Origin of the sequence: Terribacillus sp. DMT04, assembly GCF_019056395.1 — a bacterium.
GTDB lineage: Bacteria > Bacillota > Bacilli > Bacillales > Amphibacillaceae > Terribacillus > Terribacillus aidingensis_A.
The window spans coordinates 141454-155492 of record NZ_CP077639.1 but is presented as its reverse complement, the minus strand read 5'-3'; the positions used below and the strand labels follow the sequence as shown (position 1 = coordinate 155492).

15 protein-coding genes and 1 other annotated feature are annotated in these 14039 nt (G+C 44.0%); all 15 genes read right to left on the bottom strand.

Annotated elements, in window-relative coordinates; all coding sequences use genetic code 11:
- Positions 1-158: 158 nt before the first annotated feature.
- Positions 159-692 carry a transcription termination/antitermination protein NusG gene (gene nusG, locus KS242_RS00820; RefSeq protein WP_097043535.1) on the bottom strand — a complete coding sequence of 178 codons (534 nt, stop codon included), beginning with the start codon at positions 690-692 and terminating at the stop codon, positions 159-161.
- 153 nt (positions 693-845) lie between these two features.
- Entirely contained in the window at positions 846-1022 is a 177-nt protein-coding gene (gene secE / locus KS242_RS00815; protein ID WP_077304056.1) for a preprotein translocase subunit SecE, read from the bottom strand.
- Between the two features lie 38 nt (positions 1023-1060).
- A complete protein-coding gene (gene rpmG, locus KS242_RS00810; RefSeq protein WP_217324016.1) occupies positions 1061-1207 on the bottom strand; it encodes a 50S ribosomal protein L33 in 147 nt (48 codons plus the stop codon).
- Between the two features lie 72 nt (positions 1208-1279).
- Complete coding sequence (gene sigH, locus KS242_RS00805) at positions 1280-1930, bottom strand: RNA polymerase sporulation sigma factor SigH (RefSeq protein WP_217322607.1); 651 nt, start codon at positions 1928-1930, stop codon at positions 1280-1282.
- A gap of 87 nt (positions 1931-2017) precedes the next feature.
- Positions 2018-2527 (bottom strand): NYN domain-containing protein, encoded by a 510-nt coding sequence (locus tag KS242_RS00800; RefSeq protein ID WP_217322606.1) that lies wholly within the window; start codon positions 2525-2527, stop codon positions 2018-2020.
- 2 nt (positions 2528-2529) lie between these two features.
- The gene (gene rlmB, locus KS242_RS00795) at positions 2530-3273 is read right to left on the bottom strand and encodes a 23S rRNA (guanosine(2251)-2'-O)-methyltransferase RlmB (protein ID WP_217322605.1); all 744 of its coding nucleotides are present in this window, start codon (positions 3271-3273) and stop codon (positions 2530-2532) included.
- Positions 3263-3667, bottom strand: coding sequence for a Mini-ribonuclease 3 (locus KS242_RS00790; RefSeq protein WP_217322604.1), 405 nt, complete (start codon positions 3665-3667; stop codon positions 3263-3265). Before KS242_RS00790 ends, rlmB begins: the two co-directional genes overlap by 11 nt.
- 3 nt (positions 3668-3670) lie before the next feature.
- On the bottom strand, positions 3671-5071 hold the full coding sequence (gene cysS, locus KS242_RS00785; RefSeq protein WP_217322603.1) for a cysteine--tRNA ligase: 1401 nt from the start codon (positions 5069-5071) through the stop codon (positions 3671-3673).
- Entirely contained in the window at positions 5052-5720 is a 669-nt protein-coding gene (cysE, locus tag KS242_RS00780; RefSeq protein ID WP_217322602.1) for a serine O-acetyltransferase, read from the bottom strand. Before cysE ends, cysS begins: the two co-directional genes overlap by 20 nt.
- A gap of 54 nt (positions 5721-5774) precedes the next feature.
- Positions 5775-5994, bottom strand: a binding site (T-box leader).
- Between the two features lie 43 nt (positions 5995-6037).
- Positions 6038-7507 carry a glutamate--tRNA ligase gene (gene gltX / locus KS242_RS00775; protein ID WP_217322601.1) on the bottom strand — a complete coding sequence of 490 codons (1470 nt, stop codon included), beginning with the start codon at positions 7505-7507 and terminating at the stop codon, positions 6038-6040.
- Between the two features lie 25 nt (positions 7508-7532).
- Positions 7533-8009: a 2-C-methyl-D-erythritol 2,4-cyclodiphosphate synthase gene (ispF, locus tag KS242_RS00770; RefSeq protein ID WP_217322600.1), complete on the bottom strand. Its 477-nt coding sequence runs from the start codon at positions 8007-8009 to the stop codon at positions 7533-7535.
- Between the two features lie 15 nt (positions 8010-8024).
- Complete coding sequence (ispD, locus tag KS242_RS00765) at positions 8025-8702, bottom strand: 2-C-methyl-D-erythritol 4-phosphate cytidylyltransferase (protein ID WP_217322599.1); 678 nt, start codon at positions 8700-8702, stop codon at positions 8025-8027.
- A 92-nt stretch (positions 8703-8794) separates the two neighbouring features.
- Positions 8795-9904: a PIN/TRAM domain-containing protein gene (locus tag KS242_RS00760; RefSeq protein WP_217322598.1), complete on the bottom strand. Its 1110-nt coding sequence runs from the start codon at positions 9902-9904 to the stop codon at positions 8795-8797.
- 173 nt (positions 9905-10077) lie between these two features.
- Positions 10078-11454 carry a DNA repair protein RadA gene (radA, locus tag KS242_RS00755; RefSeq protein ID WP_217322597.1) on the bottom strand — a complete coding sequence of 459 codons (1377 nt, stop codon included), beginning with the start codon at positions 11452-11454 and terminating at the stop codon, positions 10078-10080.
- Between the two features lie 138 nt (positions 11455-11592).
- Entirely contained in the window at positions 11593-14022 is a 2430-nt protein-coding gene (clpC, locus tag KS242_RS00750) for an ATP-dependent protease ATP-binding subunit ClpC (protein ID WP_217322596.1), read from the bottom strand.
- Positions 14023-14039: the final 17 nt, after the last annotated feature.

Genomic DNA, 14039 nt, shown 5'->3' with positions numbered 1-14039 from the left:
CTTAAGTCCGTGATGTGGTAATAGGGCTTGTCACCCTCCCACTCAACATGTCTGTATATAGCTATAGATAGTATAAACTATAGTCATTAACATTAAGATTCTAGCATTTATCCATAAACAATGCAAGAGGCCTTCCAGATAAATTCCGGATAAGGGAATTATAATTTCTCGATCTGCGAGAAGTCAAGTTCAACTGGAGTTTCTCTTCCAAACATATTTACATGAACTTTGACTTTCTGTTTATCCATGTCAATATGCTCGATTGTTCCTGTAAAGTCATTAAATGGACCATCGGTAACACGAACACTTTCTTTCTCTTCGAAATCGAAATCTGTCAGTGCTTCTTCCATACCCATCCGCTTCAGAATAACTTCTACTTCTTCTTCTAATAACGGCGTCGGTTTAGACCCAGAACCAGTTGAGCCAACGAAACCTGTTACTCCAGGTGTATTCCGCACAACATACCATGAGTCATCTGTCATGACCATCTCAGTCAAAACATAACCAGGAAAAACCTTTTTCATCGATGTTTTACGTTTGCCGTTCTTGATCTCTGTTTCTTCATCTTCTGGAACAACGACGCGAAAGATTTTATCCTCCATCCCCATAGAATCGAGTCTCTTCTCCAAGTTGGCTTTTACTTTATTTTCATACCCAGAATAGGTGTGTACAACATACCATCTTTTTTCCATGTGTCAGGACAAACGCTTGTCCTTCCCTCCCTTTAGTTCTTAGTTATTGCAAATGCTGAAGCAAAAAATCCAATTTAAAAAACCCGTATAGAAACGGGTTTTTCGCTGCGAGCAATATTTAATATCATTATAGCATATATTAGTGGGTATTATTCAAAAGAATAAATTTAAGAGCTCCGAGATCCCAAAATCGACCAAACCGAAAAATATAGCTGTGAACGCAACTGTCAGGACAGTTACAATTGTATAACGGAATAATTCCTTGCCGGTTGGCCAGCTGACCTTCTTCATCTCTTTTGATACATTTCTCAAAAACGTAACAGGATTCATGGTACTACCCCCAAACTTTCGCCGACAGGCATTGATGTCTATTTCGTCTCCCGATGGACTGTATGCTTGTCGCATCGTTTACAGAATTTCTTTGTCTCTAATCGCTGTGTTTGATTTGCATTCTTAGCTGTTGAATAATTGCGGCTCAAACATTCTGAACACGCTAATGTAACTGTTTTACGCAGTATTTCCACCCTCTTCGGGTAATTTTGACACAATTTTACTGTAGCACGCTTAAAATGGCTTGTCAACGGCGCTTATAGTGTCACTTCGCTGATTTCTAGATAACGTTCTAACTTCCGCTTTACGCGCTGAAGTGCATTGTCTATTGATTTGACGTGTCGCTTCAATTCCTCAGAAATCTCTTGATAAGATCTGCCATCCAAGTAAAGAGCCAGCACCTGTCTTTCCAATTCACTAAGCAGCTGTGCCATCTTCTCCTCCATATCAAGGAAACGTTCCTGGTTGATAAGGACGTCCTGCGGATCACCCGCTTTGGAACTGACAATGATATCGAGCAATGTCCTGTCCGATTCTTCATCATAAATCGGCTTGTCCAATGATACATATGAATTGAGCGGGATATGCTTCTGTCTTGTTGCTGTCTTAATTGCTGTGATAATCTGTCTTGTCACACACAGTTCAGCAAATGCTTTAAATGAGGCCAGCTTTTCCCCGTTAAAATCACGGATGGCCTTGTACAGACCAATCATACCTTCTTGCACAATGTCTTCCCGGTCGGCTCCAATCAGAAAATACGTACGAGCTTTTGCTCTGACAAAATTTCGATACTTGTTAATCAGAAAATCTAGGGCATCAACGCGTCCTGCTTTAACTAAATCTACAAGTGCACTATCTTCCATCACTGCATAATCCTGGTCTTCCGTCCGCTGTTTGACAATTGTCACTTAAGGATTCCCCCTGACCATATATACCGCGAGTACATTAGGGTCATTATACAGTCGGTCCAAATAACCGTCAATATACTACTTTGGCTATTTCTTCCTTCTGCGCCAAGCTTCGAGGGTATCTCGCACTTCAGGCTTTAAAGGGATTTTTGGCGGAAAATGTCGAGTATTGTATCCTTCTATTTCCTGGTCGATTTCCCGCTCAATCTGCTTGATTTCCAGATATAGTTCTCGAGATGATTTACGAAGTGCACCTTGCCCAAATATAGTACGCTGCTCTGCGTAATCGCTTGTTGCAACGTAGACTTGTGTCTTGACATTTTTCAACGTTTTAATCAGTTTTTCGATACGGTCATCAGCTGTCTCTTTTTCTTTTGTATACACAACTTCTACTTTAAAATTTTCGTATTTTTTCTCCAAACCTCTCACATGGTAAGCATCAAATACGACAATGACTCGCTGACCTGTGTATGCCTGATACTCAGCCAGCTTCTCAATTAAAAGCTGGCGTGATTGTTCAAAGTCCCTATCGCGGAGTGCGTGCAGTTCATCCCATGCACCAATGACGTTATAGCCATCGACCACTAAGATAATCATTTTTATTCTCCTAACGGAAAACGCTGGCGATGAACTTCATACATAAGCAGACTTGCTGCAACACTTGCGTTAAGAGAAGTAACACTGCCTTTCATTGGGAGGGCAACTGTCCAGTCACATTTCTCCCGAACAAGTCGGCTAATGCCTTTTCCTTCATTGCCAATCACAAGACCTATTGCTCCGACAGCATCCAGGCGACGGTAATCAATTGCCCCTTCTGCTGCTGTGCCGGCAATCCATACATTCCGCTCCTTCAGTTCATCAATCGTCTTAGCCAGATTGGTTACCCGTGCGACCGGAATATACTCTATTGCTCCGGCAGAAGTTTTCGCCACTGTAGCTGTTAAGCTGACCGAGCGCCGCTTCGGAATAATAACACCATGCGCTCCGACAGAATCAGCTGTCCGCAATATGGAGCCAAGATTATGCGGGTCCTCCATCTCATCCAGGATAATGAAGAATGGTTCCTCTCCTCTTTCCTCTGCTACACGGAATAAATCGTCCACCGTGCTGTATTCGTATGCGGCTACAGATGCAACGATTCCTTGATGACTTCCCTCAATAAGCTGATCTAATTTCCGTTTCGGTACTTTTTGCACAATTGTGCCGCTCGCTTTAGCAAGTTCTTGTATTGACTGCCATGTTTTTGGCTGCAAGTGCTCTGAAACCATAATCTTGTTAATAGATCGGCCTGATCGCAACGCTTCTGTTACGGGATTCTTCCCGATTATCCATTCATCTGCCATGCTGCTGTCTCCTCTCTTCTACGTGTGTAATTGCTGCTTGTACAAGAAATTCCAGACGATCGGTATCTTCCAGCAAATAGTGATAGCCGATTAACGCCTCAAATCCTGTACTATATCGATATGTCTGAACGTCCGTATTTTTTGGAACCGTACCGGATTTGGCATTACGCCCTCTTCGAACGACACCCTGTTCATCCTCTGAAAGCATATCCTGCTCGAGCCAATCCCGAATCACCCTCGCTTGCGACTTAGCGGAAACGAAGGTGACAGCTGCGTGATGCAGCTGATTCGGCTTGACCTCTCCTTTCTGAAGAAGATGGCGGCGGACATAGATTTCATATACAGCGTCTCCCATATAGGCGAGCGCTAGACTTTTCGTTTGCTTCACGTTCATGCCTTACCCTCTTTTCCAGCGCGTACCTTGCGACGTATCCTCGAGGATGATGTTTTTCTCCTTTAGCAGGTCGCGAATTCGATCTGCTTCCTGAAAGTCCCGATTCTTACGCGCTTCCACTCGCTGCGTGAGCAAGCCTTCGATTTCATCATCTAGTAATTCTTCTTCTGCAGTGAATACAATTCCAAGCACTCCACCAAGTTCCTCGAATGCTTTTGTGAATGCATCAATTACCTGCTCAGATGTTTGATCTTGCTGTAAGTACACATTTGCTTCTTTAGCAAGATCAAACAGAACAGAAACAGCATTGGCTGTATTGAAATCATCATCCATCTCTTGTTCAAATCGAGTTACAAGCTGCTGTACCAGCTCCAAAATACGCGCTTCATTGCTATCATGATTTGTGCTTGCAGCTTTACGATGCTGCAGATTGTCATATGCATTCTTAATTCGCGCCAATCCTGTTTTTGCACTTTCCAATAGTTCATCTGTGAAGTTGATTGGATTGCGGTAGTGCACACTCAGCATGAAGAAACGCAGCACTTGCGGATCATGCTTCTTAATCAGGTCATGCGCAAGAATGAAGTTGCCAAGTGATTTAGACATTTTTTCGTTGTCAATATTTATGTGCCCGTTATGCATCCAGTAGTTCGCAAATGATTTCCCATTGAGTGCCTCTGATTGAGCAATCTCGTTCTCATGGTGCGGAAAAGTTAGATCCTGACCGCCTGCGTGAATATCAATAGTATCACCTAGGTGTTTCTTCACCATAGCCGAGCATTCAATATGCCAGCCAGGACGTCCGTGTCCCCATGGTGTTTCCCAGGAAACTTCTCCAGGCTTTGCATTCTTCCATAATGCAAAATCAAGCGGATCATCTTTTTGTTCGCCAACACGAATACGTGCACCAGAGCGAAGTTCATCAATAGGTTGGTGAGACAGTTTGCCGTAGCCGTCGAAGCTTCGTGTGCGGAAGTATACATCCCCTTCCGAAACATACGCATGCCCATTATCAATCAAGCCTTGAACAAAATCGATAATCTCTTCCATGCTTTCCGTAACACGCGGATGCAGTGCACCTTCTTTCACGCCTAACGCCGATGTATCCTCTTTGTAAGCTTGAATGAATTTCTCTGCTACCGCGTAAACATCTTCGCCCATTTCCTTAGCTGCGTTAATAATCTTATCGTCAACATCCGTGAAATTCATAACATATTTGACTTCATAACCGCGATATTCCAAATAACGGCGGACTGTATCAAATACAATTGGCGGCCTGGCATTTCCAATGTGAATGTAGTTGTAAACCGTAGGCCCGCATACATACATACTCACTTTTCCTTCTTCCATTGGAACAAACGGTTCTTTCTTCCGGCTTAACGTATTATAAATCTTTACCGACATGCTGCTTCTCTCCTTTTGCTGCAGCTAATTCCCGCTGCAATTCTTTTATGTCCTGGTCCATTTGTTTTAGTTTCTCCGCAATTGGATCTGGTAAGTCCTGATGGTCCAAATCTCTTCTGACCCGCTCCCCATCTTTAATGACGACACGGCCAGGAATGCCGACTACGGTTGAACAGTCTGGGACATCATGCAGGACAACAGATCCTGCTCCTATTTTTGAATTGGCTCCAATTGTAATGGAACCAAGTACTTTTGCACCCGTCGCAATAAGTGCATTATCTTTCACTGTTGGATGGCGTTTGCCTTTTTCCTTACCGGTACCTCCCAGTGTCACACCTTGAAATATCGTCACATCATTACCTATCTCACAGGTTTCTCCGATGACGACACCCATTCCGTGATCAATAAAGAATCGGTGGCCGATTGTTGCTCCAGGATGGATCTCAATACCAGTGAAAAGACGACTTACTTGTGAAACAACGCGGGCAAGGAAATAGAATTTATGCTTATACAATTGGTGCGCAAATCTATGAAACCAGATGGCATGCAGACCAGAGTACGTTAGGATAACTTCCAGATAAGAACGTGCCGCTGGATCTTGGTCAAAAACAACCGTAACATCCTCTTTCAGCATTTTGAAAAATCCCATTTTCCCCTTCCTTTCCGCTTCCTTCGTTCCACAAAAAAAGCGCCTCTGTACAATGACAGAGACGCTTTTTGCGCGGTTCCACTCTATTTGGGCGAGTCTGACAGACTTCCCCAGCTTGACTCAGATAACGGTGAGAACCGCTTTGGCCTACTATTAGTTCGGCAAAAGACTCCGAGGTGCATTTCCGCAAAAGCTTTCCAAAGCCGCTCGCAGCATTTGCGGCTCTCTCTGCATGGAAAGACAGATACGTACTTTTCCTCTTCTACGTTCGAATGTGTAGTATTACTATATTATATTTCTGACAAAAAGTGAATGTTTTACTTTGTCAGCTGATCAATCGCAGTACGAAGGCGGTTTTGGACCACCGTTTCACCAAGCAGGTGAATGGAGTTCGGAAGCTCTGGTCCATGTGTGAAGCCTGTCGTTGCAACACGAATAGGCATGAATAGTTTCTTACCCTTTTGACCTGTCTGTTTTTGGGTTGCTTTGATTGCACCTTTAATCGCATCTGGCTCGAATGCTTCCAAAGCTGTCAATTGCTCAGAGAAGGCTTGCAATACCTCTGGTACTTGTTCATCCTTCAAAACTGCCATTGCTTCTTCATCATAAGAAATCTCTTCTTGGAAGAATAGCTCTGTCAATTCAACGATTTCCGAACCATAGTTCAACTGATCTTTATATAACGCAATAAGCTCTGCAGCCCAGTCACGACGAGAATCCTCCATGTTTTCCGGTAGCTTGCCTGCCTGAATCAAATGCGGCAAAGTCAGTTTCTCAATTCGGCCTGCATCTTCAGACTTGATGTATTGGTTGTTCATCCATTTTAGCTTCTGCGGATCGAAAATTGCTGCAGAAGTAGAAAGACGGTTCGGGTCAAAGATCTTGATAATCTCTTCTTTAGAGAAAATCTCTTCCTCACCGACTGGAGACCAGCCAAGCAAACTAATAAAGTTAAACATTGCCTCTGGCAAGTAGCCTAAGTTCTTATATTGCTCGATAAACTGAAGGATATGTTCATCTCGCTTGGATAGCTTTTTGCGGTTTTCATTCAGAATTAATGTCATATGACCAAACTGCGGCGGCTCCCAGCCAAATGCATCATAGATCATCAGCTGCTTCGGTGTGTTGGAAATATGCTCTTCTCCGCGAAGGATATGTGAAATTTCCATTAAATGGTCATCAACTGCTACAGCGAAGTTATACGTTGGAATACCATTCTTTTTTACGATAACCCAATCACCAAAATCACTAGACTCAAAGCTAATCTCATCGCGTACGATGTCTTGGAACTTATACGTTTTATTTTCCGGCACTCGGAAACGAATACTCGGCTGTCTTCCTTCTTCTACAAATGCCGCTTCCTGCTCCGGTGTCAAATCACGGTGTGCACCTGAATATTTCGGCACTTGTCCGTTTGCCTTTTGCTCTTCACGCTCTTTTTCCAATTCCTCTTCTGTTACATAACATTTATAAGCAAGTCCGCGATCGAGCAGCTCATCTACATATTTTTGATAAATATCCAGACGCTCTAATTGGCGGTATGGACCGTATTCCCCACCGATATCCGCACCTTCATCCCATTTAATTCCGAGCCATTTCAAATAGCTGAACTGACTTTCTTCGCCGCCTTCTACATTACGCTTTTGATCGGTATCTTCTGTGCGGACGATGAATTTCCCATCATGATGGCGTGCATATAAATAATTGAATAGTGCAGTTCGTGCATTACCAATATGCAAATGGCCAGTCGGGCTTGGCGCATATCTTACACGTACAGGTCTTGTCATTAGAATTACTCCCTTTTGTTTTAAGTTAGGCTTGCTGAAGAAGGACAACAGCTTGCGCAGCGATTCCTTCTTTTCGTCCAGTAAATCCTAGTTTTTCTGTTGTTGTTGCTTTTACATTAATTTGATCAGGATCTGCTTCAAGCATGCTTGCTACATTTTCACGAATCTGGTCAATGTACGGCGCCATTTTCGGTGCCTGCGCAATAACTGTACAGTCCAGGTTCCCCAGTTTAAACCCTTTCTCTTTTACAAGCTGCCACACATGGCGCAGCAATACTTCAGAATCCGCATCTTTGAAAGCCGGATCGGTATCCGGAAAATGTTTGCCGATATCACCTAGCGCCAATGCACCTAGGCAAGCATCCGCTATTGTATGTAATAGTACATCTGCATCTGAATGGCCAAGCAGTCCTAATTCGTACGGAATCGTAATTCCGCCGATAATACACGGTCTGTCTTCTGCAAATGCATGTACATCAAATCCTTGTCCAATTCGAAACATTATGTGACCCTCGCTTTATTTACCATTTAAGTAAGCTTCTGCTTTATATAAATCTTCAGGCGTTGTCAGCTTTATATTATCATAGCTGCCTTCTACGATGAATACATCACGCTCGAGACGTTCTACCAGTGAAGCATCATCTGTTCCAAGTACACCATCTGCTTTTGCCGTTACGTGCGCATCATAAATCAACTGATAATCAAAGGCTTGCGGTGTTTGTGCAGCCCACAATAACCCACGGTCCATCGTCTCTAGTCGGTTTCCCCTTCGAACTTTAATCGTATCCGTCACTGGTACTGCCAGCAAGGCAGCTTGATGCTGCTGACAAGCCTCAGCGAGTGCATGGAGCCTTTCAACTGTGACAAACGGACGCGCACCATCGTGTATGAAAACCATACCATTATTTTTAGGCAGAGCTTCCAGCCCCATTAAGACACTCTCTTGTCGCTCACTTCCGCCATAAGTCATATGGATAGCTGTGGCCCATTTCTGCGATGTAAGCACCTCTGCCATCAACTCCTTATCAGCTTTACTGACAACAAGTGTAATTGATTCACACCAAGGATCCTTGTCGAAAACCGTCAGCGTGTGCACAATGAGCGGCTTCTGCCCAATTGAGAGGAATTGTTTATTATGGCCTGCCTGCATACGTTTTCCTTGCCCGGCAGCTAACACGATAGCTTGATAATACATCTACTTTACCGCCTTATATTATGTCGAATCCAAACAAAAGCGATAACATCCCATGTTATCACTTTTGTCTACTTCTATCATGTTATACTTTTTTACAATGCTTTTTCAAGTAATTTCGGCTTCGCAAAGATCATTCTGCCCGCAGATGTCTGCAAGACACTCGTAATTAGCACTTCAATTGTCTTGCCGATATAATTCTTACCTTCTTCGACAACAATCATCGTACCATCATCCAAGTACGCAACACCTTGATTATGCTCTTTACCATCCTTAATTACTTGGACTGTCAGTTCCTCACCCGGAATGACTACCGGCTTCACCGCATTGGCCAAGTCATTAATATTCAGTACCGGAACATTTTGGAACTCACACACTTTATTCAAGTTAAAATCATTTGTCACGACAATACCATTTAGTACTTTAGCCAATTTCACTAGCTTAGAATCTACTTCGGGGATATCCTCGAAATCACCTTCGTAAAATTCCACCTGCACGCCCGGCATTTCTTTTTGGATTCGATTCAAGACATCCAATCCGCGGCGGCCGCGGTTTCGTTTCAATGCATCAGACGAATCTGCAATATGCTGCAGTTCATTCAGAACAAACTGTGGGATGACAATTGTACCTTCCAAGAAATTCGTTTCACAAATATCCGCGATACGACCGTCAATGATAACACTTGTATCCAGCAATTTAGATTTAGGCTGGATTGCTGCCTCTTTATCATCCCGCTCGTCTATCTCATCCGCTGCCTTCTTCCTATCTTTCTTCGGCAAAGTCATCATATTGAGGAACTCATCCCGGCGTTTGAAACCGACTTGGAACCCAATATAGCCAAGGAATATTGTAACGAATAGCGGCAATACTTCCGAAACCAGTACAAAATTAATACCTCGAATAGGTATTGTAATTAGGTACGCGACGACCAATCCAATGATGAGACCAACGCTGCCAAAGAACAAATCAGCTGCCGGCGTTTTAACGAGTGAGTCCTCCACCCAATGGATGAATCCGACAATATAGTCAACCACCCAGAACAGTAATAAGAATAATAGAATAGCTCCGCCAATTAAACCTACAATCGGAGAATCAAGCCAACCGATATTGGCTGTGTTCACTAAATCCATAAGATTAGGGATATAGATGAATCCGATCATACCACCTGCAACGATAATAAATAATTGCACGATACGCTTTAACATTACTGTCACCTCCTAACAGAAAGTATTACCTGAAATAAAATATATTAGACGTAAAAATAAATAATTGCAGTTTAACGGTAGCATGTTTTAGCGTTTCCGTCAATTTAGGAAACATTACATAGTAGCATAGTTATAGCGAATATGTCAAAAAAATATTTCAGAATAAGGAGAGGTTAATCCTCTCCCAGGACAATTCGCAATGCTTCACTTACAGAGTTCACACCGACAACTTTAATCCCTGACGGTGTTGTCCAGCCATCCAAATTCTTCTTAGGCACTATAGCACGCTTAAACCCAAGCTTAGCTGCTTCTTGCACACGCTGTTCAATTCGGGAAACACGCCTAACCTCTCCAGTCAAACCTACTTCTCCAATCATTACATCATCCGGCTTAGTTGGCTTGTCCTTAAAACTGGATGCAATGCTCGCCGCCACAGCTAAATCAATAGCAGGTTCATCCAGACGCATTCCGCCGGCAACTTTCACATAAGCATCTTGATTTTGAAGCATAAGACCAACCCGCTTCTCAAGCACCGCCATTAGCAATGGCACACGGTTATGATCGGTACCGGTAGCCATTCGGCGAGGGTTACCAAAACTAGTAGGTGAGATGAGTGCCTGAATCTCAACAAGGACAGGTCGCGTTCCTTCCATCGATGCTACAACAGTAGAACCCGCCGCTCCTTGCGACCGCTCTTCTAAGAAGATCTCAGAAGGATTCGTAACTTCACGAAGGCCCTCTTCTTTCATCTCGAAGATACCCATTTCATTCGTGCTTCCAAACCTGTTTTTTACACTGCGCAATATCCGGAATGTATGGTGACGCTCTCCTTCGAAGTAAAGTACTGCATCTACCATATGCTCTAGCAGTCTCGGACCTGCAATAGCACCTTCCTTGGTCACATGGCCAACAAGAAAGATTGGTATACCGTTCGTTTTCGCGACGCGCATCAGCTCACTCGTTGATTCCCGCACTTGAGACACACTTCCCGGTGCACTTGTCACTTCTTCTCGATACACCGTTTGGATAGAATCGACAACAACGAAAGCAGGCTTTATCTCCTCAATATGCCGAACAATATCCTGAAGGTTTGTCTCAGACAGAACATACAGCTCATCCGCCTTCACCCCAAGCCGATCGGCCCGCAGCTTCGTCTGGCGAGCCGATTCCTCACCCGATATATACAGAACACGCAATTCCTTCTCCGCCAGCTGTGCACTCACTTGCAGAAGCAATGTGGATTTTCCGATACCAGGATCTCCGCCGACTAACACAAGTGACCCTGGAACAATTCCGCCTCCAAGGACCCGGTTAAATTCCGGCAAGTTTGTCGTAACTCGCGGTTCCTTTTCGGAATGAATTGCTGTAATAGATTGCGGCTTTGCCGCTGTAGATGACGCAGCGGAATGCCGAAATGCACCGCCGCCCGCTGGAGTTACAACTTCCTCGGTAAATGTATTCCAATTCCCGCAGCTCGGACATTTACCCATCCATTTCGCTGATTCATATCCACATTCCTGACATACATACTTTGTCTTACGTTTTGCCAAGCCTATCAAATCCTTCTTCATCATTTTATACGATAATTACGGCACAAAAGTTACAGAAATATATCAATCAAATTATATATTATAGAAATAATTACACAATAAAATAAAAAAGGGAGGCGAAAAACACCTCCCTATTCATTATTTGCCTGTTACGACATACTTACCGTCTTTATCTACATCAATATTCACTTGTTGACCCATGCTGATATTCTCACGCAGCAACTCTTCCGATAACAGATCCTCTATATGCTTTTGGATTGCCCGGCGGAGCGGTCTGGCGCCATATTCCGGATCAAACCCTTCATTAGCAATCTTCTCGATAACAGCATCAGTGAGTGTGAATTCAATCTCCTGCTGCGCCAGACGTTTCTTAAGCTGCTCTGTCATCAATGTCACAATGTCCTTCATGTGCTTCTTCTCAAGCGGATGGAACACGATTGTTTCATCAATACGGTTAAGAAACTCTGGACGGAAAGCTTTTTTCAGTTCCTCTGTAACTTTAGCTTTCATATCTTTAAAGTTTGAATCTGCTTCGTCCATTGCGAATCCAAGTGATCTGCTGCGTTTCAATTCACTTGCACCAACATTGGATGTCATGATCAATACCGTATTACGGAAATCTACCAGACGCCCTTTGGAATCAGTCAATCGACCATCTTCCAGCACTTGAAGCAGGATATTGAATACTTCTGGATGTGCTTTTTCAACTTCATCAAGCAAAACAACAGAATAAGGTTTACGGCGTACCTTCTCAGTAAGCTGTCCGCCTTCTTCATAGCCTACATAGCCTGGAGGAGAACCAACCAAACGTGCAGTGGAATGACGCTCCATATACTCAGACATGTCGATACGAATCATAGCATCTTCATCACCGAACATTGTATCTGCCAGTGCACGTGCCAATTCCGTTTTCCCGACACCCGTTGGGCCAAGGAAGATAAAGGAACCGATAGGACGTTTCGGATCTTTCAGTCCAGCTCTTGCACGGCGAATTGCTTTAGAAATTGCCAAGACAGCTTCTTCCTGGCCAATTACACGTCCATGGAGTGTTTGCTCCATATTAAGCAATCGCTCTGATTCATCCTTCGTCAGCCTTGCTACAGGAACACCTGTCCAGATAGAAACAACAGAAGCGATATCTTCCACTGTGACTTCACTGCTTTCCTGTCCTTGCTTTTCTTTCCATTGATCCTTTGTCTCATCCAGCTGATCACGTAGACGCTGCTCTGTATCACGCAAGGAAGCAGCTTTTTCAAATTCCTGGCTTTGTACAGCTGCATCTTTCTCTTTGCGAACCTCTTCTAACTTCTGCTCAAGCTCTTTCAAATTCGGCGGTGCTGTATAAGAACGAAGGCGTACTTTCGAACCTGCTTCATCAATTAAGTCAATTGCTTTATCCGGAAGGAAACGATCTGTAATATAACGATCGGAAAATTCTGCTGCTGCTCGAATGGCCTCATCTGTAATTGTTACACGGTGATGCGCTTCATAGCGGTCACGTAAGCCAGTTAAAATCTGAATGGATTCTTCAACAGATGGCTCATCTACTTGAATCGGCTGGAAGCGTCGTTCCAACGCAGCATCTTTTTCGATATATTTACGGTACTCATCTAAAGTAGTAGCACCAATACACTGCAATTCTCCGCGAGCCAAGGAAGGCTTCAGGATGTTGGAAGCATCAATCGCTCCTTCTGCCCCGCCTGCTCCAATTAGTGTATGCAGTTCATCGATGAAGAGGATAATATTCCCCGCTTGGCGGATCTCCTCCATTACTTTCTTCAAGCGATCCTCGAATTCTCCGCGATATTTAGTACCTGCTACAACCGTACCCATATCAAGCGTCATTACACGCTTGTCTCGGAGAATCTCTGGTACTTCGTTATTAATGATTTGCTGTGCCAGTCCTTCAGCAACGGCTGTTTTACCGACACCTGGCTCTCCGATTAAAACAGGATTATTTTTTGTCCGGCGGCTAAGAACTTGGATAACACGCTCAATTTCTTTTTCGCGGCCGATAACCGGATCGATATTGCCTTCTTTTGCAATTGCAGTAAGGTCTCGTGCCAAAGAATCAAGTGTAGGCGTATTCGCTCTTGCAGACTGACCACCGCGCTGCTTGCCAGCAGATGATTCATTACTTCCTAAGAGCTGCAACACTTGCTGACGGGCTTTATTCAAGCTGACACCTAGGTTATTCAATACACGAGCCGCAACACCTTCACCCTCACGAATCAAACCGAGAAGGATATGTTCTGTTCCGACATAGGAATGTCCTAGTTTTCTAGCCTCATCTAAGGAAAGTTCAATTACCTTCTTTGCCCGCGGCGTGTAGTAAGGTGTACCCGTAATCTTCTGGCCGCGGCCGATTAGCTGCTCCACCTCTTCTTGAATACGCTCTGTTTCTAATCCTAAAGTAGACAGTGCCTTAGCAGCGATTCCTTCTCCTTCGCTTACTAGCCCTAATAAGATGTGCTCTGTCCCGATATTGTTATGTCCTAGGCGCACTGCTTCTTCTTGTGCCAGCGCAAGGACTTTCTGTGCTCTTTCAGTGAAGCGTCCAAACATCATAGGAAATTTCCTCCTTG

Bases quoted from the DNA above. Each gene is read 5' to 3' on its own strand.
- nusG (WP_097043535.1), bottom strand. From the start codon at position 692: ATGGAAAAAAGATGGTATGTTGTACACACCTATTCTGGGTATGAAAAT.
- secE (WP_077304056.1), bottom strand. From the start codon at position 1,022: ATGAATCCTGTTACGTTTTTGAGAAATGTATCAAAAGAGATGAAGAAG.
- KS242_RS00800 (WP_217322606.1), bottom strand. From the start codon at position 2,527: ATGATTATCTTAGTGGTCGATGGCTATAACGTCATTGGTGCATGGGAT.
- rlmB (WP_217322605.1), bottom strand. From the start codon at position 3,273: ATGGCAGATGAATGGATAATCGGGAAGAATCCCGTAACAGAAGCGTTG.
- KS242_RS00790 (WP_217322604.1), bottom strand. From the start codon at position 3,667: ATGAACGTGAAGCAAACGAAAAGTCTAGCGCTCGCCTATATGGGAGAC.
- cysS (WP_217322603.1), bottom strand. From the start codon at position 5,071: ATGTCGGTAAAGATTTATAATACGTTAAGCCGGAAGAAAGAACCGTTT.
- cysE (WP_217322602.1), bottom strand. From the start codon at position 5,720: ATGGGATTTTTCAAAATGCTGAAAGAGGATGTTACGGTTGTTTTTGAC.
- gltX (WP_217322601.1), bottom strand. From the start codon at position 7,507: ATGACAAGACCTGTACGTGTAAGATATGCGCCAAGCCCGACTGGCCAT.
- ispF (WP_217322600.1), bottom strand. From the start codon at position 8,009: ATGTTTCGAATTGGACAAGGATTTGATGTACATGCATTTGCAGAAGAC.
- ispD (WP_217322599.1), bottom strand. From the start codon at position 8,702: ATGTATTATCAAGCTATCGTGTTAGCTGCCGGGCAAGGAAAACGTATG.
- KS242_RS00760 (WP_217322598.1), bottom strand. From the start codon at position 9,904: ATGTTAAAGCGTATCGTGCAATTATTTATTATCGTTGCAGGTGGTATG.
- clpC (WP_217322596.1), bottom strand. From the start codon at position 14,022: ATGATGTTTGGACGCTTCACTGAAAGAGCACAGAAAGTCCTTGCGCTG.